At 44.7% G+C, this 22,020-nt stretch carries 14 protein-coding genes; 2 read left to right on the forward strand and 12 right to left on the reverse strand.

The window, feature by feature from the left end; genetic code table 11:
* Positions 1-21 precede the first annotated feature (21 nt).
* Entirely contained in the window at positions 22-2,274 is a 2,253-nt protein-coding gene (locus tag KA717_21020; GenBank protein ID UXE58535.1) for an FdhF/YdeP family oxidoreductase, read from the forward strand.
* On the forward strand, positions 2,271-4,706 hold the full coding sequence (locus KA717_21025; GenBank protein ID UXE58536.1) for a GUN4 domain-containing protein: 2,436 nt from the start codon (positions 2,271-2,273) through the stop codon (positions 4,704-4,706). The genes KA717_21020 and KA717_21025 overlap by 4 nt, the downstream gene beginning before the upstream one ends.
* 262 nt (positions 4,707-4,968) lie before the next feature.
* Here KA717_21025 and KA717_21030 read toward each other — a convergent pair whose 3' ends face one another.
* From KA717_21030 to KA717_21085, 12 genes are all read right to left on the reverse strand, one after another.
* Positions 4,969-5,736, reverse strand: coding sequence for a transposase (locus tag KA717_21030; GenBank protein ID UXE58537.1), 768 nt, complete (start codon positions 5,734-5,736; stop codon positions 4,969-4,971).
* 782 nt (positions 5,737-6,518) lie between these two features.
* Positions 6,519-6,938, reverse strand: coding sequence for a ferredoxin (locus tag KA717_21035; protein UXE58538.1), 420 nt, complete (start codon positions 6,936-6,938; stop codon positions 6,519-6,521).
* Positions 6,938-7,324: a DUF1257 domain-containing protein gene (locus KA717_21040; GenBank protein ID UXE58539.1), complete on the reverse strand. Its 387-nt coding sequence runs from the start codon at positions 7,322-7,324 to the stop codon at positions 6,938-6,940. Before KA717_21040 ends, KA717_21035 begins: the two co-directional genes overlap by 1 nt.
* A 63-nt stretch (positions 7,325-7,387) precedes the next feature.
* On the reverse strand, positions 7,388-7,603 hold the full coding sequence (locus KA717_21045; GenBank protein UXE58540.1) for a DUF2997 domain-containing protein: 216 nt from the start codon (positions 7,601-7,603) through the stop codon (positions 7,388-7,390).
* 311 nt (positions 7,604-7,914) lie between these two features.
* A complete protein-coding gene (locus tag KA717_21050; protein ID UXE58541.1) occupies positions 7,915-8,691 on the reverse strand; it encodes a hypothetical protein in 777 nt (258 codons plus the stop codon).
* 64 nt (positions 8,692-8,755) lie between these two features.
* Entirely contained in the window at positions 8,756-9,412 is a 657-nt protein-coding gene (locus KA717_21055; protein UXE58542.1) for an SDR family oxidoreductase, read from the reverse strand.
* 626 nt (positions 9,413-10,038) lie between these two features.
* A complete protein-coding gene (locus KA717_21060; protein ID UXE58543.1) occupies positions 10,039-14,046 on the reverse strand; it encodes a DNA-directed RNA polymerase subunit beta' in 4,008 nt (1,335 codons plus the stop codon).
* A gap of 176 nt (positions 14,047-14,222) precedes the next feature.
* The gene (gene rpoB / locus KA717_21065; GenBank protein UXE58544.1) at positions 14,223-17,510 is read right to left on the reverse strand and encodes a DNA-directed RNA polymerase subunit beta; all 3,288 of its coding nucleotides are present in this window, start codon (positions 17,508-17,510) and stop codon (positions 14,223-14,225) included.
* A gap of 54 nt (positions 17,511-17,564) precedes the next feature.
* Positions 17,565-18,356, reverse strand: coding sequence for a TatD family hydrolase (locus KA717_21070; GenBank protein UXE64743.1), 792 nt, complete (start codon positions 18,354-18,356; stop codon positions 17,565-17,567).
* Between the two features lie 91 nt (positions 18,357-18,447).
* Positions 18,448-18,744, reverse strand: a complete 297-nt coding sequence (gene rpsT, locus KA717_21075) for a 30S ribosomal protein S20 (protein UXE58545.1) — start codon at positions 18,742-18,744, stop codon at positions 18,448-18,450.
* A gap of 155 nt (positions 18,745-18,899) precedes the next feature.
* Positions 18,900-19,748, reverse strand: a complete 849-nt coding sequence (gene murI, locus KA717_21080) for a glutamate racemase (GenBank protein ID UXE58546.1) — start codon at positions 19,746-19,748, stop codon at positions 18,900-18,902.
* A gap of 124 nt (positions 19,749-19,872) precedes the next feature.
* Positions 19,873-21,843 carry an N-acetylmuramoyl-L-alanine amidase gene (locus KA717_21085; protein ID UXE58547.1) on the reverse strand — a complete coding sequence of 657 codons (1,971 nt, stop codon included), beginning with the start codon at positions 21,841-21,843 and terminating at the stop codon, positions 19,873-19,875.
* Positions 21,844-22,020: the final 177 nt, after the last annotated feature.

Here is a 22,020-nt window from a genome sequence, read left to right on the forward strand (position 1 = left end):
CCTTCTGAGGAGTCTAAGCTCATGGTAGATGCAGCGAACCATAACCCAGTACCGGCGGCGGGTGGCGGACTGCCCGTACTAAAATATTGGGCGGAGAAAACCCTTTCCCCTCAAGGGGTGCAACTGTGGCAAACCCTCAATCATAAAAGTGCTTGTCTCGCCTGTGCCTGGGGAACGGGAGGGCAAAACGGGGGGTTTGTGAATGAAGCAGGAGAAACCCTACAACGTTGTATGAAAAGTGTGGAAGCCATTACTTCCGAGTTAATGCCTGCCATTAAACCCGACTTTTTTCAACAGTATTGCATCGAACAATTACAATCCTTAACCTCCTTAGAATGCGATCGCCTGGGTCGTCTGAGTTATCCTCTGATTTATCGAGCCGGCAGTTCCCACTACGAACGCATTAGCTGGCAAGAAGTCTATCAAATTGCAGCCACGGCCTTTGGTCGAGAACCGACAAGCATTGCCTCCTATAGTTCTGGTCGATCTTCCAATGAAGCGGCCTACCTTTTGCAACTAATGATGCGGGCCTTGGGCAGCAATAATTTGGCCGACTGTTCCGATCTTTGTCATGCCGCTTCCACCGTAGGACTCAAGCAGGTGTTTGGTTCTGGAACCTCGATGGTTAGTTTGGAAAGTTTGCAACAATCGGATTGTGTGGTCTTGATTGGTTCCAATGCTCCGGCCAATCATCCCCGTTTGATGAATGAATTAATTAAATTACGCGATCGCGGTGGTAAGGTCATTGTGATTAATCCCCAAATTGAAATTGGTCTCGTTAAATTTGCTTCACCAGCCTTTCCCATTAAATCCCTATTAAGGGGCGGCTCTGACATTTCTACCCTGTATTTACAACCCATCCCTGGCAGTGATGTGGCCCTCTTTGTGGGCTTACAAAAATCTTTAATCGAACAGAATTTAATTAAATTAGATTATTTATCTGCCCATACCGATAACTGGCAAGCAATCTTAGACTATGCCCAAGGAAAAGATTGGTCAGAAATTACCGCCACCTGTGGTTTATCCCAGGAAGAAATTGAAGCCACAGCTTATCTTTTAGGCACTGCTGAACGGGTTGTTTTTGCCTGGGCCATGGGAGTAACTCAACAGGCCAATGGTGTCGATAACATTCTGAGTATTGCCAACACCGCCCTCTTAACGGGAAATGCTGGCAAGTTAGGAGCCGGAACCATGCCGATTCGAGGTCATTCCAATGTCCAGGGGTTTGGTTCGATGGGTGTCACCATTCGTTTGCGTCAAGAAATCCGAGAAGCTCTGAGCAAACTATTAGGAAAACCGTTAAATATAACAGGTGGCTATGACACCCGCGCTCTGATTAATGCCGCAGAACAGGGAAAAATTGAGACGCTCTTTTGTTTGGGAGGCAATCTCTATGCTGCCAACCCCGATCTCAATCAAGCAAAACAGGCTCTGAGTCAAATAGATACTATTTTTTATGTGGCGACTAAGCCCAATTTAGGCCATTTTCACGGGTTAGCAAAACAGCATACTTTGATTTTGCCAGTTTTTACTCGTTTTGAAAATCCTCACCCCACCACAACGGAATCGGGCAATAATTTTGTGCGCTTTAATGAATCAGGAAAAAGTCATCTTCAAGCTCCTGATGCCGATCTCATTTCAGAGGTGGAATTGTTAACGGAAATAGCCTGTCGTTTACTGGGAGAGGAGCCGATCAATTGGCGAAAGTTGCAGGATACTCAATATGTCCGTCAGTTAATTAGTCAAACGATTCCAGGCTATGAAAAAATTGGTGAAATTGATCATTCTCGTCAGGAATTTACGATTGCAGGCAGAGTGTTTACCGAACCTAATTTTGCTACGCCCAATGGCAAGGCCCAAATGCAGGTGACACCGCTTCCCTCTTTATTGACACCGCAAAAACAGGATTTTGATCTCCCTGAAAATAGTGGTGGTATGGCTTTGATTTTGGGAACGGGTCGCAGTTATGGGCAGCATAATACGGTAGTCTATCAGCCAGCAGATAAGTATCGGGGGATGCCCCATCGTCATTGTTTATTGATCAATCGTGGTGATGCTAAAAAAGCCGGTTTTCAAGAGCATCAACGGGTGACGGTGCGAGGTGAGGCGGGTCAATTGGAGAATATTGAGCTTATTTTCGGGGATATTCGGGAAGGGGTTGGTTTTATGTTTTATCCTGAAGCTAATGTGTTATTTAAGGCGAATGTTGATCCGCACTGTGGGACTCCGGCTTATAAACGGGTTCCGGTTTGGATTTATGGGGGTGATTTATGACAGAAGAGGTAGAGAAACAGGAAGAATCTAAGTCTGAGGAGAAAAAATCGTCAGATTTAGCCCAACTTCATGATCAAGTTAACCAGGTGGCTCCATTGGTTAAACCATTAGGGGCCAATGTTCTGGAATTAATCAAGTCCATTCCCTTTATTGGAGCATCCGCCGCAGGCGGTATCAGTTTTTGGCTGCAACAAAAGCTAGTCACCTCTTTGCTTTATTTTGGAATCGTCTTTTTTCTGGTTTATTTTCTTTTGCCTTTTTACAACAGTGCAGGCAGGCGTTTACGCCATTATAGCGATCAATGGGGTAGCTCATTTATTGATGGCCTAATTGCACGATTCAAACGGGAATTGCGAGAAATTCAGTGGCGATATGCCCGCAAAAATCAGAAATTTCTCTTAGTTCAAGCTGCAAATTGTCGATATGACATAATGGAAAGTTTTGGCCATGATCGCTTCACACCACAACTCAAAGATATTTTTGTTCCTTTACAATTAGTCTCAGTCCACCAAGAAAATTTGCACCGTAGGGGTTTGGTTCCCAAATCCACTCCTTCGATTGCCAAACTTATTATTTCGGTTGCTAAATTTATTCCGTTTCCTAAATTCATTAAACAGAGGACTTGGAGACCAAGCCCCTACAATCAACTCCAGGAGCATCAAAATTTACAAATTTGGCATTTATTAAGACTCGCTAAACGCGATCACACTTACCGACGCATTTTAATTAAAGCAAATGGTGGCAAAGGCAAAACATTTCTTTTACGTTACATCACCTATAGTTATTGCGATCAACAACTACGGCAAGGATTACCCAAACTGTTGCCTGTCTTTATTCGGTTGCGCGAATGGGATCATCGTTTAATTCCTCAAAATTTAGCTTCTGACCCTGAAAAAGCCCAAGCTCCTATTACTGATTTAGCGGAACTTTTACAAACCTATATCAAGGAAAATAGTCTGCTCGAAAAGTACAACTTTCCAGATAATTGGGCAAAAAATGCCCTAGAAAAGGGTCAATTATTAATTCTATGGGATGGCTTTGATGAGGTTGAAAAAGATTGGCAAAATGCCGTCAGTGATTGGCTAGGCCAACAAATGTACAAATACTCTGAAAGTTATTTTATTTTAACGTCTCGTCCCCATTGGTATGATCAAAGTTATACCGCGAAAGAAAAACCCAGGGCTGTTTTATACATCGAAAAATTCAATCTCGATCAAATCCACAATTTTGTGTATAAGTGGTATGCTTACCGCTTAAATAGTATCAATGAGATTAATAATTATCCCGATCCTCAAGATTTTGTGGATAGTAATATTAAAGACTATACAGATAATTTATTGAAGCAGATTGAAGAATATCCCGACCTCAAAAAATTAGCAGAGATTCCGCTCAATCTCAATATGATTGTGAATTTACACATGATTGTGAATTTACACAGTTCTAATCCAAAGGTAAAACTCCCCCAACGTCGTGCGGATTTGTATAAAGAAATTCTGGAGTTACAATTAATTCAACGTCCTAGATATCGGGAACAAAATATGGTTCTGCACGAACCAGATCGCCAAAAGGTTCTCCAAAATTTAGCTCTATTTATGGGAGAAAATCAAGACAAAACTAAGCAAATAGAAATTGACAAAAAAAGTTTGGATAATCATGTAATTGAATTCATTCAGTCCTTGGGCTATCCCGATAGTATTAATAGTGCCGCTTTTATCGAAAAAGTAGTGACAATCAGTGAAATTCTGTTTCAAAAAGACCAGTTTTATGAATTTGCCCATCTTAGTTTTCAATCCTATCTAATGGCTAAGGAAATCACTGATCAAGGTCTGGAGGATTTACTCTTTGACAAAATTACCGAAAAAACTGATTGGTGGAGAGATACAGCGAAACTTTATGCTGCTTCTCAGCGAAATCCTTCTATTTTTCGTCGTCGTTTAGTTGCTTTAAATAATGAGGATGCAACGGCTTTAGCAAAGGAGTGTTTGCTAGAAATTCCCCATGATCATCTTGAACCTGAGTTATTGGCCGAGTTAAAAGCGGTTGAAAAAACAGTTCAAAATTCTCTTTATCAACAATTGGAAACTTTTTTGAAAAATAGTCAATGGAAAGAGGCAGACAAAGAAACAGACCGCCTAATGTTGCAAATCGTGGGTAAGGAGACTGATCAATGGTTAAACGAAGAAGATATTCAAAACTTTCCCTGTGAGGATTTACGGGCGATTGACAAGCTCTGGGTAGATTACAGTAAGGGCAAATTTGGCTTTTCCGTGCAGAAAAAAGTCTGGATGGCTTGCGGTGGTGTCGCCGGGGAGTCTGATTATGAAGTCTATAAAAAATTTGCTGACCAAGTGGGTTGGCGACGGAGCGGCAACTGGTTGGGCTATGATGAGCTAACTTTTTCTTTGATGGATTGGTATGTTGTGGAAGGGTAGTAAGAAACACGCACACCTACCAGCATCCCAAAGTAAAAAATCGAGATATATTACCATGTCTCTTTTCTCGCGCAGCGACTTGTAACCTGTAGCCTATCACAGATTGAAGAATTTTAAAACCTTAATTTTGGGCTATTTTTTCACGAGATCATAGGGTTTTCCTCAATTCATTACCTGACACCAACGGTCTAAAAAATTGAATTGAGATAACAAAACAAGAACTATTGCTCTGGTCAGGTCAGTTTTGTTACCTGATCGCCCATCAAGAATCATTGAAAAAACGCATCGCAATTTTGGGATCATAGGCATTGGCCGCCACAAATTTTTCCGCCACCGCTTGAATTTCTGGATTGGTTGCCACAGTCTCGCCCCAGGGCAACGGTATTTGTCCAGGTGAATGTTTTTTGCGGTCTTTCACCTTCAGAATTTTCGGCAACAAACGACAACCCCAAGAAAATCGCCTTTCTGACTTCGGTTTCGGTTTGTATTTCTTGCAAAACTTGCGGTATTTTTTGGCACATTCATCCAAAGATTTACCTAAACTTAAAAAAGCAGGATGCCACTGAGTTAAACCATCATCCGTTAGGCGATCATGAATGCCATAATTAGAAAAATCATAAAAGAAACCCGCTTGCATTCCCGCCGCTTTAGGGTTAGCATGAATATATCGTAAAGTATTTAAAACCCGCTTGTAATCACCATTCGGAAACCCGCCACTGTAATACCGTGCCTCCCAAAAATGTCCCGTTCGATTTAACATCCGATTGAAACACATGGCGGTGTACCAGTTAATCCAGTGCATAATTTTGGATAAATCTTCAGGACTTTTCGGCTCCAACAAATAATGAACATGATTGCTCATAATGCAAAGTGCATAGAGCTTAAAACCAAATTTTTTCTTAGCTTGATTAAGAGCATATAAAAAAACTTCACGACATTCATGGCGTAATAATTTAAACTCTCGATTATTACAACGAACAGTGATATGGTAGCAGTAACCTGCTTGTAAATGCCTAGGCTGACGACTCATAAAGTTAATATCAAAGAAAAGTCAGTAGGGGCGAATTGCGTTCGCCCAAAAAGGCAATTTGATCACCATAAATATAATATTAGTTCCACTCAAGGCACGAGATTTTATTCCCATTTATAACCGCATTTTGTTGATCATTGATTACCCATTTTTTATCACATTGATAACCGCGATTGTTTATTGGGCGCACGCCATGCGCCCCTACAGTGAATATAGAAAAATGTGGCGGCGATCGCATTAAATTTTACCCATATTTTGTAGGGACTTAACACTGTTAAGTCCTCCAATCAACGTAATAGAAAACAGCGTTAAAAAAAGGACATAAGCGTTAAAAAAAGGACATAAGCGTTAAAAAAAGGACATAAGCGTTAAAAAAAGGACATAAGCGTTAAAAAAAGGACATAATGGTATTATGTCCCTACGGTTAATTTTGTTTAGTAGAAAAAGATAGCCGCGATCGCATTAAAATTACCCATTTTCCGTAGGGATTTAACACTGTTAAATCCAGATAAGTGTCATCATCAAGGACAAGGACATAATGGTATTATGTCCCTACGGTAAATTTTGTTTAATTGATTATTGCTGTAGAGAAATATGGCGGCGATCGCTAATCCAAAAATCATTAATAAATTGCATCGTAAATCGGCGATCGTTTGAGTCCATTCTGCTCGGATGGAAACCAGCTCAGACTCTACTTGTGTGTACACAGTAGGTATTACGCGAACTAAAACCTGAAACCCTTGCTACAGGGCAAATTTAGAATTACTGATTGATGACACGCCCTAAGACGGGAGCGTTTTCTTCAGATTTTTGGGATCGCGATGGACTTGAGGGAAGCCCAGGGGTTTAATTTCCTGTTCTGTACGATTCTCTTCCAATTGTCTTAAGGTCGTATAGTCAGCCCAATAAATACAGTCAACAGGACAGGTATCGATCGCCTCTTGCACAATCGCCTCGGTATCGCCATCCTGATTAAAGACCCGCGATCGCCCATAATTGGCCTCAATAAAGAAAGTATTTGGGGCAACATGGGCACAATGCTTACAACCGATGCAGGTGATTTCATCCACATAAACCCCCTTTTGTCGGTCTAGTCCCCCCAACTCTGGCTCGAATCCAGTGCGGTCAGATAAATTACGTAGTATTCCCCCCAACTCTGGCTCAAAACCGGTGCGATCGGGGGGCGAGGAAAAGTCAGCCATTAGGCACTCCAACGTTGAACCACCAAGCGAATCGAACCATCTTGGTTATTTTGCTGTTCCGCCACCTGAAAACCTTGTTTACTGGTTTCCAACAAAATGGTTTGTAGTGCGTAACCCTGGGTCACTTTTTTCAGAAAACCTTCTACGGAAAGAGGCTGCTGCCAATATTGTAGATCGGCCACCAGTTCATACTCCTGACCATTCCAACGAAAACCTAAATCATAGTTATTCTCTTGTTTGACCACGATCGCTGCCTGTAGGGTTTGGCCCTGATAACCTCTGACCATTTCTGGCCCCTCTTGCCAATCAATACCTAGATTAGTTAAAGCACCTTTAAGAGAATCTAAGTTACGGATTTGAGTCTTGATATTACTAAAGTGTGACATGGCGTTATTTTGATAAAAAGAAACAACATTGGAATCGGAAAATCAAAAGGCTGGTAGCAAAAATTACCAACTATGATAATCGTTGGCCTGATTGACCTTGAGAGTTTGGTCATTGGTTTGGGCGTAATAGTCAGCCGTTGTGGCCTGGGAGAGAACATTTCCCAGTTGGGCTTCGATCGCCGCCGTAACTTCTTGACAAGAGTTTCCTACGATTCCCGTCACCATCTCTTTGACACGGCCATCTGGGTAAATCACAAATTCTAGGGTTTCCATATTCATGAGCGATCCTCAGTTAACCGTTGATCTTGAGCGGGGCCAGAAATCGTATTAGTACTAAGCATGGGAATAAACTTTTTACCAGTTTAAACTGATTTGTCCAAATATCTTATCAAAAATTCATATTTATGACAGAATTTATTCTTGTTTCTGTATCATTTCTGTAACATTAGTTAACTACGACCCAAGGAAGAACAGCAAGGCTTCTCGGTCTAGTCCCACCAGCCTGGAGCCGCATCTCAGCAAGCTTGGTCAAGAGATAAATACGATAACGATTGAGAAATATGTATAGAGAACCTAGGAAATAGCAATGGTCAATTAGCGTCACGAGAGGGAGGTAACAGAGGCAGAGTGGTCGAGGACAGCTTTTGTTGTAGTGTTTGTAGGGATTTTTCTAAATTGTTGACTTTGTTGTTCAGTCTGGCGATCTCCATTTGGGATGCTTCTGTTTGATTGGTACGAAGATTAATTAATTCTTGTCGTAAGGCGGCTTGTTCCCGATGCAGTGTTTGGATTTCCCGCTCTAGTTTTTGGTTGATCTGGTCTAGATCGGTACGACTTTGTAGGACGTAGGGTAAACGATTGTGGGTTAATAGGTAAGTCATCACTCCTAGCACGACAGCACCACTGAAAATACCGAGGTAAAGCCAGCGTTGTTGACGTTTTTGGCGATCGCGTTGAAATGTTTGTAATAAATTGAGAGCTTCTTCTGAGTCTGGTTGAATGGCTAAACATTGACGGACTTGCCGATGGAATTGGGTTGCATCTTCCCGTTTATGGGATCGTCTCCAGCGTCCTAAATAGGCACTGGCAGAAGCCAACATCATGGCCGCCGAACTGGGATTAAAGGCGATCGCTTCTTGTAACTCTAAAATGGCATCATCCCAATATTGCAAACGCAAATAACCCTGGGCGCGGGTAAAATGGGCTTGCGACTCCTTTTCTGCCTTGGCAATTTCTTCGGGCGCAATACCTAGCTCCGTGACAATTTTTTCGAGTTCATGAGGGGTGGGAATGCGTTTAGTCGATTGACTTAATTCCGTAACCCGTTCAATATAGGTTTCGATTACACTGCTCGGCATTAGGGGCATAGTAGGAACTGTAAATAGCAAGTCTGGATAACAGGGCCGTTGGCTGAACGACCCTCAGCCGGTTTTAAACCTGGGCAAAAAGTTGTTCTAAGGGCAGGGCAGAAACATCCGGTTTACTAATAATTTCCAGAATTTTGTGATCCGCAGTGGACTGGAAAAGAGCTTCGACGCAAACTTGTGCTACTTTCTGACGGGGAATACTCCCTTCAAATAAACTATCGGCCCCAGCCATAACAATCCCATTGGCATTATCTTCATTTTTTAGACCCCCAGGCCGCACAATCGTATAATTTAAGCCGCTCTTTTGTAGATAGGCTTCCGCCTGTTGCTTCCAAAAAAGAATTAACCAAAAGAGATTGAGAGGATGGAAGAATTGGGAAACACAAAGAGAAGAGACCAAGATAAATTTTTGAATGTTATTGGCCTTGGCTACATCGACTAAGTTGCGAGTTCCTAAGTAATCCACCTGATAGGGGCCAGTGATATCTAAACTGGGTCTCGCTCCCGTTGCACAGAAGACCACATCACAATCAGCGATCGCGGCCTTTAGGGTTTGAGGTTGCAGCACATCTCCCACGACAATTTCTGCTTGGGGCGGTAATAACGTTTTGGCCTGATCAAAATTTCGTACCATTGCCCGCACAGCAATCTGTCGAGCCACTAAGGTTTCCACAATCCGCCGTCCTGTTTCCCCTGTTGCGCCGACTACTAAGGCTTTCATTGACTGTAACTCTCCAGAGACTACAAACTGTTAACCCTTCTATTGTAGGCAGTTGTCACTAGATCAGTTTCAATACAAAAAAAGAGAAAAAGTTTAACTCAATCAGTGCTATTCGAGAATCTGTTAATTCAGGGCAAACGCATCAAAATTCTAGACTCTTTATTTGACAAGCCTTTTAGCATTTCATAAAAAATCAATAATGATTGCTGAAACCTTTACCTAGCCTATCGTTCAAAAATAATATGCGTTTGCCCTGAGCCCTAGAAGAGCAAGAGGAGACGGTGCCGAATCAGTTGGGAAAGCCGACTCAGCGTCCGACATTGCGTTGGATTTTTCAATGTTTGAGGGGATTCATTGGGTTGTACTGGACGATTGTCCCCAAATTATCAATCTAACGCATGAGCGCGAGAGACTTTGAGGCTTTTGGGGAGCTACTACTTGTCAGTATTATCTGTTGTCATGAGAGTTTTTCTTATTTTCTTTGTCCTTGTCTTTAGTACGAAATGTGGGTTGTAAGGTGAGTGACTGGTTGATTTGATTGTAGCTATTCCGTTGCTATTTCTGAGCTTATTTTTTACTTTCTCTTAACCAGTACGGAATATGGGTTAGAACAGCTCAATGATTAATTAATCATCTTCGTAATCGTCGTCGTCATCGCCAAAATCATCCTCGTAGATTTCCTCCAGTTCCTCATCATCATTATCGTCATTAGTGCGACGAAAACGGTTGCCGGTATAGACACGAGCGATGTTATCATCTAGCACCATGTGATCATCGCCATCTAAGTCTTCAACCTTGAGACGAGATTTACGACTAGCAATGGGTTGTTCCACTGTTTCCAGCAGATTGTAACTAGAGGAGCGATTATATCCGGTATCTTCGCTGCTATCTGCCATACTGAGAAGCTCTTCGTGGTTATTAAATCCCGTCCCAGCCGGAATCAGGCGACCAATAATCACATTTTCCTTCAGACCTCGCAACCAATCGGATTTTCCTTCGATCGCCGCTTCAGTTAGCACACGAGTTGTTTCCTGGAAGGAAGCTGCACTAATAAAGCTATCCGTATTCAAAGAGGCTTTTGTGATTCCCAGCAGTACAGGGGTATAACGGGCTGGCGCACCTCCCGTAATGGCCATAGCCTCATTCACCTGTTCCACCTGACGCAATTCAATCAACTCCCCAGGTAACATAATTGTGTCACCACCATCATCAATACGAACCTTAGAGGTCATTTGACGAACAATGACTTCAATATGTTTATCGGAAATATCGATCCCTTGGGACTGATACACCATCTGCACTTGATTGACCAAGAACTTCTGGGCAGCCTGTAATCCCATCAACGCCCCTTCATATACGCCTTTGATATCAACGTAGTAACTGAAGAAAACATCAAGGATTTCATGAGGATTGGCCGGGCCATCGGTCAGAGGATCTCCCACTGTCACCCTTTGTTCATCGGCGACCATGGCATTTTGGCCTGGTAGCAAGGGATATTCGCTGATCGTACCATCATCTTCAATGATCTTGACATCAACGCTTTCATCCTCCATGTACTCTACCTGACAAACCCCTGGTTTACGGGCCAGAATACAAGCTTCTTTGGGTTTACGAGCCTCAAGCAGTTCTTCGATCCGAGGTAAACCTTGAATAATATCACCAGTTTTAGCCCGTTCAAACACGAGTAATACTAAGTTGTCTCCCCGTTGTACGAGATCTTCATGGTCAATATGCAAAACTGCACCAGGAGACACTCGATAAGGACGCGCTAAACGCAATTTAATTTCATAGCTATCCCCTTTCTCCGTAATTTTCAGCACTTGCCCCGATTCAGAAATAGAGACACCACTGGTTAAGGGAGAAGCTGCCACTAACAAAGCACCTTCTTTGACGAGGGGAGGTTCATTGACCGTAATGGTTTGAATATCCGCATCCCGAACAATCAGTACCCGACGCACCGATTCACTGCCACTTTTCACACCGCGAATCAAACCCGCTTCCTTACATTGGATCTCAGTGCGAGCCACAACAGCCCCGGCCGGAATTTGATCGCCATCTTTAATCAGTAGGCGGGTTTGGGTTGTACCACTATGGGGATCATTTTCCGTATCCCGACGCAGGACAAGGGATTCTAAAATCACCAGTTGCAGACGTTGACAGTCCTCATCCTCATCATCTTGCAGTTCAATATCCGCCGATAAATGGGCAATACTGTCCACATTGTCGCCTGACATTTCCAGTACCAATTGAGTACTGAGAAGATGGGAGCCTTCAACCGATTTAACCCGTTCACCATCCTTAAAGAATAAACGTTGAACAGAACGCAGTTCAATTTGTCGTCCGCCATCAGAATTCTGAGATCCCTGGGAAGGAGCAGCCGGTTCGTCAAACACCGTATATTCTTCGACGGGGCGCAGCAACAGCCCTAAACCTTCCGTACTTTCGATCCATTCGGCCTGCCGTAATTCGGTCACGACTACTCCAGGTAAGACTTCTGTCCCTGGTTGAATCAGCTGACCGGCTTCAATTTTAATGGCATCGGGATCTACGTCTAGATGATATTCTCCTGGTTTAATAATAATTTCGCGGAGAATATCGTTCTTTTGGATGACTTCTACCACTCCACTGGATTGACAGAAAATATCCTTAACAACTTCAGTTCCTCCCTCTAAGTACTGACCATTCTCAACGATCAGCAGGGAAATATCTTTGTTGATTTCGTGGGTTTCTTCAGGAATCCAAAGTAAGGTTCCTCCCTTGGTCACTTCGTAGCCCTGTTTGCGGGTTCCTTTAGCAACTTCAATGCCTCCATAACGAATCAACCCTCCCGTTGTGGTGCGATAGCGATCATCGATCAGTTCTGCCACGATCGCATGATTAGTGACTTTCGTTCCAGGAGCAGTTTTCAGTAAAAAGCGTTGGCCATCAGCCGTATAGATAACGTATTGCTCCCGACCACCGGCACTTTCAACCTTGACCTGGGCCTGATCTAGCAGCACCGAAGCCGTAATAATATCAATTTCCCGACTACCTTCTAAATGACGAACCACGCCGCCACTGACGGAGGTTAGTTTGGTTTCTGCCAGTACACTGCCAACCTGAACTTCTACCCCATTTTGGACAACGGATTCCGCCCCAGGGGGTAAGTTATAAACCTCACCAGAGAGTACCCAGATCAGTCCGCCCCGTTGAGCGATACGGGTAGTGTTGCCCTGGCGATCGGTTTTTTCTTCCGGCACTAACTTGTCAAAGAAAACTTCCCCCGCTAAATCGGTGGATACATCCTTGGTTGCCCGCTCCGTTGAACGTTGGGCCTTAGAAAGGGAAACCTCCGTTAATAGCTGATCAGCTTCGACCGCATCCCCATTTTGGACAAAGACAAGAGAACCAGGCGTGAGGGAAATGGCTTGGGTTTGAGGCTTTTTACCTTCTCCCTTCCAGATTAAATCTCCGGCCACTTCGACCTGCTCGGCCTCTTCACCATGACGGGTACGGACTTTACGGGTATTGAGTCCTGGCCCCCATTTCACCGTTCCTTTGGCAGGAGCCTTGACTTGACGAGCCACTTCCCCAGTAAAAACTCCCCCGGTGTGGAAAGTTCGCATGGTTAATTGAGTCCCTGGTTCGCCAATGGATTGGGCGGCAATGATTCCCACCGCTTCGCCTAAGTCCACCATCTTCCCGTGGGCTAAACTCCAGCCATAGCAACATTGACAAACAGAACGGGCCGCTTCACAGGTCAGGGGCGATCGCACCCAGACTTCCGGTGTTTGGGATTTTAATTCTGGAGATAGATCATATTTTTTCTGAAGTTCTCGACTGATTTTCTCGGCCAACTCTTCGTCCATTTCCTGGTTTCGTTGGGCAATGACTTCGCCGTCTTTATCCACCACATCCTTGGCTAATAAACGTCCAATCAGGCGATCGGCCAACTTGATTTTGACTTGATCAGCCTCAATCATGGCTGTCACCCGCAAACTCCGCTCCGTACCACAGTCAAATTCCCGCACGATCATATCCTGGGAAACATCGACTAGACGACGGGTTAAGTAGCCCGAATCCGCCGTTCGTAAAGCCGTATCTACCAGACCTTTGCGCGCACCGTAGGAAGAAATAATATACTCCGTTACCGTCAACCCTTCCCGAAAATTGGTTTTGATCGGTAAATCGATAATTTCCCCCTGGGGATCCGCCATCAAGCCCCGCATCCCCACCAACTGACGTACCTGGCTCATATTGCCCCGCGCCCCGGAGAAGGCCATCATATAGACGGAATTAAGCGGATCCGTTTCCCTGAAATTCCGAACAACCTCATCTTTCAGTTCTTCTGAGGTGCTATTCCAGGTGTCAATTACCTTCTGGAAACGTTCAACCTCCGTAATTTCTCCCCGCGCATAGCGAGTTTCTGTGATCCGAATTTCCTTTTCCGCACTTTCCAGCATGTCTTTTTTACTAGGCGGAATGGTTAAATCCTCCACACTAATAGAAACCCCCGCCTTAGTCGCAAACTGGAATCCCAGAGCCTTCAATTCATCCGCCAACTGGGAACAACGAGCAGCACCGTGAGTCCGAAAAGCCGCAGCAATCAGCTTTTTCAGGCGACCTTTATCAATCGTATAGTTGTAAAATGTCATAGCAACGAGGGAAGAATGGAGAATGGAGAATGGATAATTGAGAATGGATAATTAAGAATGGAGAATGAATAATTAAGAATGGAGAATAGATAATTAAGAATTAGAAATAGGATAACTAACAGACTAGAATTAGAAATCATCAACTGTTAATTGTCAATTATTAATTATCAATTAAATTAAACTTCCTCTTCCTCCAGATCATCCACATGGAGAGACTCATAGGTAGGACGGCTAGGCGCACGACGTTGAGAATCAATCATCAAATCTACCTCCACATCTCGACTACTACCATCGTCAGATAATTCGACCTTATGAACCGCAATATCTAAACCGAGGGATTGCAATTCCCGCATCAAAACCTTAAAGGATTCTGGGGTTCCGGGACGAGGAATCGGTTTACCTTTCACGATCGCATTGAGAGCTTCATTGCGGCCCTGCATATCGTCAGATTTCACCGTTAACAACTCCTGCAAGATATAGGCGGCACCGTAGGCTTCCAAAGCCCAAACCTCCATTTCTCCAAAACGCTGCCCCCCCTGTTGAGCCTTACCCCCCAAAGGTTGTTGCGTTACCAAGGAATAAGGTCCCGTCGAACGAGCGTGAATCTTATCATCAACCAAGTGAACCAATTTCAACATATAGGCTTGACCCACCGTCACAGGACGATCAAACGGCTCTCCCGTGCGACCATCAAAGACCTGAATTTTACCAGGATGCTCAGGATTGAAGACCCAGTTTTTATTGGGTTTCTGGGAAGCATCATTGAGCAAACCATGTACCGTTTCACGGGATGCCTCAGCCCCATACATTTCATCAAAGGGAGTCACCTTAAAGCGCAGACCCAGATTTTCCCCAGCCCAGCCCAGCAAACATTCAAAGACTTGACCCACATTCATTCGGGAGGGAACTCCCAGGGGATTAAGGACAATATCCACCGCCCGACCATCAGGAAGATAGGGCATATCCTCTAGGGGCAAAATACGGGAAATAATCCCCTTATTACCGTGACGACCGGCCATTTTATCGCCCACTTGGATCTTCCGTTTTTGAGCCACATAAACCCGAACGACCATATTGGCTCCCGGCGGCAATTCATCCCCTTTCTCACGGGTAAAGACTCGCACATCCACAACCCGACCCTTTTCACCGTTGGGAACTCGTAGGGAATTATCCCGTACATCCCGTGCTTTTTCCCCGAAAATGGCTCGCAGCAGTTTTTCTTCCGGTGGTTGATCGGCTTCCCCCTTTGGTGTGACTTTCCCCACCAGAATATCGCCTGACTCTACCCAGGCCCCAATGCGGATAATGCCATGTTCATCCAAGTTACGCAGGGAATCTTCCCCTACGTTCGGAATTTCACGGGTAATTTCTTCAGGCCCTAATTTGGTTTGACGAGCTTCAATTTCAAATTTTTCAACGTGGATACTGGTATAGGTATCGTCATAAACGAGACGTTGACTAATGAGAATAGCATCCTCATAGTTGTAACCTTCCCAGGGCATATAGGCCACCAGAATATTTTGGCCGAGGGCTAATTCTCCCCCTTCTGTGGCTGAACCATCCGCTAAAATTTGACCTGGTACTACATCTTCGCCGACATAAACCAGGGGACGTTGATTTAAACAGGTGTCCTGGTTAGACCGTTGATACTTTTGCAGTTCGTACTCAATATGCCGTTCCTGATCCGCCACCTTAACGCGGATCTTATTAGCATCCACATAGGTGACAACACCGTGTGTCCGCGAAACAATGACCATGCCAGAGTCACGAGCCGCCTGGGCCTCCAATCCGGTTCCCACTAAGGGACGTTCTGGACGCAAAAGGGGAACAGCCTGCCGCTGCATATTAGAGCCCATCAAGGCGCGGTTAGCATCGTCATGTTCCAGGAAAGGAATCATGGAGGTAGCAACAGAAACAATCTGAACAGGGGAAACAGCTACATAATCTACCTGTTCTGGGCTGGTGGTGGAAAACTCCTGACGGTAGCGAATGGGCACACTTTCCCCCAGAATTTTACCATCGAGATCGGTGGAGATATCCCCAGGAGCTACCCGCATATCGTCTTCCTCATCTGCCGTTAAGTAGAGGGGAGCCGTATCTCGCAAGACCCGTCCATTTTGGACTTTATAGTAAGGTGTTTCAATAAAACCATAGGAATTGACCCGCGCACAGGTCGCCAGGGAACCAATTAAACCGGCATTAGGGCCTTCAGGCGTTTCTACCGGACAAATACGACCATGATGGGAAGGGTGAATATCCCGTACCGCAAAGCCGGCTCGTTCCCTGGTTAAACCGCCTGGCCCTAGAGCAGAAATCCGTCGTTTGTGGGTTAACTCTGCAAGGGGATTAGTTTGATCCATAAACTGGGAGAGTTGGGAAGACCCAAAAAATTCCTTAATGGCAGCTACTAACGGCTTGGGATTAACTAAGGAGGCCGGAGTCAGCATATCGGACTCAGTAACGGTCATCCGTTCGCGAATGATACGTTCTAAACGGTTTAAGCCGACGCGAATTTGGTTTTGCAATAATTCCCCAACGGAACGAACTCGACGATTGCCTAAGTGATCAATGTCATCGGTGGTACCAATATCGAACTCTAGATTAACCAGATAATCGATCGCCGCCAAAATATCTTTGGGAGTGAGTACACGGGTCACATCCGGTTCATTGAGCCGTAATTTTTTGTTGAGTTTATACCGACCAACCCGACCAAGATCATAGCGTTTGGGGTCAAAGAAACGAGAATCTAGTAACTGCTGTCCCCCATTAACGGTCGGTGGCTCCCCTGGCCGCAACTTTTTATAAAGTTCGATCAAGGCCTCTTCTTCACTGGGATTGCCTTCTTTGTCCAGAGTCTTTTGATAAAACTCTGGGTGACGCAGGGAATCTAGGATTTCGTTATCACTTAAACCGATCGCCTTGAGCAACACCTGGGCCGATAATTTACGGGTCTTGTCAATGCGAACCCAAACTAAGCCATTTTTATCGGTCTCAAATTTTAACCAGGCTCCTCGGTTCGGAATTAAAGAGGCGGAATAGGTACGACGACCATTTTTATCTAATTCTTTTTTGTAATAAACGCCAGGAGAACGAACAATTTGGTTAACGATAACCCGTTCGGCTCCATTAATAATAAAAGTTCCCCGTTCCGTCATTAGGGGAAGATCGCCAATAAAAACTTCCTGTTCCTTAATTTCCCCCGTTTCTTTATTAATTAGGCGGGTCGGAACGTACATCTGCACGGAATAACTGGCATCCCGTCGTTTTGCCTCATCGACCGCGTACTTCGGCTCCTTAAGCTTATAGTCTTTGCCCAGAAAATGAAGTTCTAGCTTACCAGTATAGTCGGTAATCGGAGAAAAACTATTGAGTTCTTCAATTAATCCTTCTTCAAGAAACCAGCGAAAACTGGAATGCTGAATCTCAATCAGATCGGGTAAAAGACTGTTAGCAAGGTTAGTCATAATTCTGTTTAAAATCTTACAGAGGTCGGGATTAAGGAGTGAGGATGCCAGGATTCAAAAATCGGTGTTCAGCGTTAACTGAAAGAGTTCACAAGCATTACGGGTCGTTTGATGAGCAAGCTTTTCTAAAGGGACTTCTCGCAAAGCGGCGATCGCCTCGGCCACATAACGAACATAGGCAGGTTCATTGCGCTTACCTCTTTGGGGAACAGGAGCGAGAAAAGGACAATCGGTTTCAATTAAAAGACGATCCTCTGGTACTATTTTGGCACTGGCATGGATTTGTTCAGCTTTTTTAAAAGTCACAATACCACTAAAACTAATATAAAAGCCTAAATCTAAAAACCACTGGGTTTCGACGGGACTACCGCTCCAGCAGTGCATTACACCGCGAACGGGGCCATTCGTTTTTTGAAAAGTCAAGATTAAATCCCGTAGGCTTTCTGCCGCATCACGGCAATGAATAATCACTGGTTTATCGAGTTGATAGGCGATTTCCAGTTGGGCTTGAAAGACCTGCGCTTGCCAAGCCTGATTATCTGCTTTAAAAAAATCTAAGCCTGTTTCACCAATGGCCACAACCCGCCGATCAGACTGAGCCGCCTTCTGAATTTGATCTGCCATTGTATCCGTCCATCGATGAGCATCTAGGGGATGCAAGCCAACAGCAAAAGAGAGTTCAGAAAAACGATCCGCTATGGACTGAATTTGCTGAAACTCCCCTGGTTCCACACAGGAGTGAACCAAGTGAACAACCCCCGCCTCTTGCCAACGGGTTTGTAAGGATTGAAGTTCAGGCTGGAAGACCTCGAAATTAATGTGGACATGCGTATCGATTAACGGAATCGACATCTCACCCAACCCTTGAGTTGTATCAAATTGCAATGGTTTTATGGAAGCGATAAGACCAGGTTAACCTGTTGATCTAAAACGAGACCTAGGAAGCAACCGTCGTTGCTTGTTTGAGAGCTTTGGCTAAACGGGCTTTTTTACGAGCACCATTATTGCCGTGCAAGACATTCCGTTTAACAGCTTTATCAATCTTGCTGTAGGCAGAAGACAGGTTTTTCTGAACCTGCTCCAGGGCTTCTTCATTCGGACTTGCCTTATAGCTATCAACCGCCAGAAATGTTTTTTTCATGAGGGTTCTGATTGCCGACTTATAGGACTTATTGCGAAGTCGGTTGCGTTCGGAAATTTCAATACGCTTTAGCGCAGACTTGGTGTTGGCCACGATTGCTCTCGGAAGGAATTATAACGAAAAATAGACAGTGATCTTAGAACCAGAATTGCCATTGTAACAAAGATGGGGACACTCTGGCAAGGGAATCTCCAGAATGTTATTGGTCAATCTATGGGCGCAGAGAGTTAAGGTTAGAAAAAGACCTGTTAAGATTCGGCCACATCTAGTATTTCAAGCGGAATTGATCGAGTGAGCACGGGGGCAAGGTGAATTTTTTCAACCAAGGGACGAAACCCTAGCCATTGCTGGGACACTTCGGCAAAGGTATCGGGACAACCACTAACGGTAAAACGGGTTGCTAATGATCGCTGAAGATTGCTTAAACCTAAGACTTCTAACTCTTTGCGAGCAGCCTTAACCACATAGCTGGCGGGATCAATTAACTGAATCGAGGCCGGTAAAATGTCCCTAAAAACAGGGGTCAAGTGTTGATAGTGAGTACATCCGAATACCAGTGTGTCAATATTCGCATCTAAAAGCGGTTTTAGGTAGCGTTGGGCAACCTGTTTGGTGTAGGGATCACTAATGCGATTTTGCTCAATTAACGGGACAAACTCTGGACAAGGCATTTGCCAAACTTCGGCAGTGGGATCAACTTCTTGAATGGCATTACGGTAGGCATTACTGGCAGCAGTGGCGGGGGTAGAAATGACACCAATACGTTTACCTTTGCGAACGGCGGCTCTGGCACCAGGTAGAATGACCCCTAAAATGGGGATATTAAATTCTTCACGAACAATGTCTAGGGCAAGGGCAGAACTGGTATTACAGGCCATAATCACCATTTTGATCTGTTCCTCTCCCATCCAAGTCAGGATTTCCCTAACATACTGGATAATTTCCTGGGGAGTTCGTGTTCCATAGGGTAATCGGGCTGTATCCCCGAAATAAAGAATCGGTTCCTTGGGAAGTTGTCGATAAAGCTCTCTTAAAACGGTTAAACCACCCACACCACTATCAAAAACGCCAATACGGCTTAGTTGAGCTTTTCTCATATCAAGCAATATCTAAAAAGATGTTGATTATTGAAACATGAATATTCAGAGAAGTAAATACGATTGAAAATGATTTCCAGTCATATTTCCCAAGCATACTAGGAGTTGTTAGAAGTAATTTGCTTTAATTTTGTTGCATATATTCGACGATTCCTCTGGCGATCGCCTGGGCCATCTGTTGTTGATAGGTGGGATTAATCAATTTAGCCGCATCATCATAACCCGTCACAAAGCCTACTTCAACTAGGGTGGAAGGCATTTTACTATGGCGTAATACATAAAATCTAGCCCGTCTTACGCCGCGATCTGGAATACTGACACTTCTTAAAATACTACGATGGATGGTATCGGCTAAACCGCGATCGCCGAAATAATAAACCTCTAAACCACTAATATCAGGACGACCAGCCCCCATCGAATTGGCATGAATACTGACAAATAGATTGGCATTGGCCCGATTGGCCATATCCGTCCGTCCCCGTAAACTGACAAAATAGTCACTGGTACGGGCTAACATCACCCGAATGCCCTGCTGTTCTAGATAATTGGCCACATATTGGGAAATAGCCAAAATAATATCTTTTTCCTGAATCCCATTTAAGCCGATCGCCCCTGGATCTTTACCGCCATGGCCTGGATCAATAAAAACTAAACGACTACCTCTATTGGGACGAGGATAATTATTACTCGGTGGTGGGAAATTGTTACTTGGCAGTGGAAAGGAATTATTGGGGGGAACATTGATCGGAATCGGCGTATTACCACTGGAAGGATTGTAAACTTGAGTCCTTCCCCCATAGAGCGGTCGAGAACTGCCGCCCCCCCTCGGCGATATTTCCAGCGCCACTCGCCCATCGCTACCTTGAATAATGCGCCCAAAACGAGTGCCAATGGAAGGCTGTACCAGAATGGAGACGCTGTTAGTCCCTTCCTGACGAATTCGCAGTTGGTAAATGGGACTAGTGCGACCCAGTTGGGGCCCCTTTAGGTTATCGATCAGTCGGGCATCATCAACACGAATTTCGTAGTCTCCCGATAGACGATTGAGGTTTCCCCTGGCTTGAATAGGGCGATCGGCAAGAATAATTAGCTGTCGATTATCCCTGGTCAGTTCTAAACCGCTAATGGTCGCAATGTTGGGATTAGAAATGGTCGGCAGAGGATTGGGACTAAGGCTTGAAAGGGTCGAAAGAGGAATGCCAGTGGAGGGTGGTGGAGAAAAGTCCTGAGCCGCTTTCATCCCACCTCTCGGTAATAAGACAATGCCGCCTAGACGACTATAATAGGCTTGCCAAGGAGGACTATCACGGTTAATGGTTAGGTTAATTTGCGGGCTATTTTCAGACGAGACAATGAATTGAATATCACTGACACCATATTGATTCATGGCAAAGGTCTGACCCGCTAAAGGCTTTGGGAAAGTTGCCCCCGGTAGAATGAAACTGACTGTCTGGCCATCTTCACTGCGATTGGTAGTAATACTGCTATTGCTGCCATTGCGGTCTAGGCGAACAAAAATGCCGTTCTGGGTGGGCTGAACATATTCGTTGTTTCCCGAACTATTAGTTGCAGGATTATAGGAACTGGATTGGGGTCGGGGATTGGCTGGATAGGACGGAGCCGTGGACTGGGGGCGAGGCCAAGGATTGGGATTGGAGGCTGGGGGTTGGGGATAAGCAGGTGGTGAGGTAGATTCAGGTAATCGCTGAGGTGTGGGTAACTCGATTGTCCATTGAGTAGGAGTGATGCCTCGCACTTTGACCTGTTGCGGATCGACGGTATAGCCAGGGGCTAACTCAATGACTAAACGAGTTGTAAAGGCATCAAATTGGGCCACGCGAACATTACTGACGACACCACCAATGGGTTGATTGACGGTTGATCTTCCCAGGGTGATGCCAGGGAGATCGACCACGACCCTTGTGGGGTTAGGGATCAATTGGGCAGTGGGTTGAACCCGATCATCGGTCGTAAAAACCAAACGATTTTGGGCTGATTCAAATCGCCAATAGACCAATTTACCGGCCTGGGCTGGCAGAGCATAAAGCAGTAGCGCGAGAAAGGTAAGGACTAATCCGTGAAATTTGGACATCATGACTCCTAACATAGGATGCTCATTTAAGGCTGATAATTTTTTTGCTACCTCAATAACACCCGCTCAGGATAAGGTGTAGAGAAGCGATCGCGACGGATCAACTTCGTAGTGTGCCAAAAAATTATCACCAAAAATGGCAGTATGACCTTGAGAGATGTTAACCGCAAAAGGGTGATA

This window comes from Woronichinia naegeliana WA131 (genome assembly GCA_025370055.1).
Lineage (GTDB): Bacteria > Cyanobacteriota > Cyanobacteriia > Cyanobacteriales > Microcystaceae > Woronichinia > Woronichinia naegeliana.

Bases quoted from the DNA above. Each gene is read 5' to 3' on its own strand.
- KA717_21025 (UXE58536.1), top strand. From the start codon at position 2,271: ATGACAGAAGAGGTAGAGAAACAGGAAGAATCTAAGTCTGAGGAGAAA.
- KA717_21040 (UXE58539.1), bottom strand. From the start codon at position 7,324: ATGTCACACTTTAGTAATATCAAGACTCAAATCCGTAACTTAGATTCT.
- KA717_21060 (UXE58543.1), bottom strand. From the start codon at position 14,046: ATGACATTTTACAACTATACGATTGATAAAGGTCGCCTGAAAAAGCTG.
- KA717_21055 (UXE58542.1), bottom strand. From the start codon at position 9,412: ATGAAAGCCTTAGTAGTCGGCGCAACAGGGGAAACAGGACGGCGGATT.
- KA717_21085 (UXE58547.1), bottom strand. From the start codon at position 21,843: ATGATGTCCAAATTTCACGGATTAGTCCTTACCTTTCTCGCGCTACTG.
- KA717_21035 (UXE58538.1), bottom strand. From the start codon at position 6,938: ATGGCTGACTTTTCCTCGCCCCCCGATCGCACCGGTTTTGAGCCAGAG.
- rpoB (UXE58544.1), bottom strand. From the start codon at position 17,510: ATGACTAACCTTGCTAACAGTCTTTTACCCGATCTGATTGAGATTCAG.
- KA717_21050 (UXE58541.1), bottom strand. From the start codon at position 8,691: ATGCCCCTAATGCCGAGCAGTGTAATCGAAACCTATATTGAACGGGTT.
- KA717_21045 (UXE58540.1), bottom strand. From the start codon at position 7,603: ATGAATATGGAAACCCTAGAATTTGTGATTTACCCAGATGGCCGTGTC.
- murI (UXE58546.1), bottom strand. From the start codon at position 19,748: ATGAGAAAAGCTCAACTAAGCCGTATTGGCGTTTTTGATAGTGGTGTG.
- KA717_21030 (UXE58537.1), bottom strand. From the start codon at position 5,736: ATGAGTCGTCAGCCTAGGCATTTACAAGCAGGTTACTGCTACCATATC.
- KA717_21020 (UXE58535.1), top strand. From the start codon at position 22: ATGGTAGATGCAGCGAACCATAACCCAGTACCGGCGGCGGGTGGCGGA.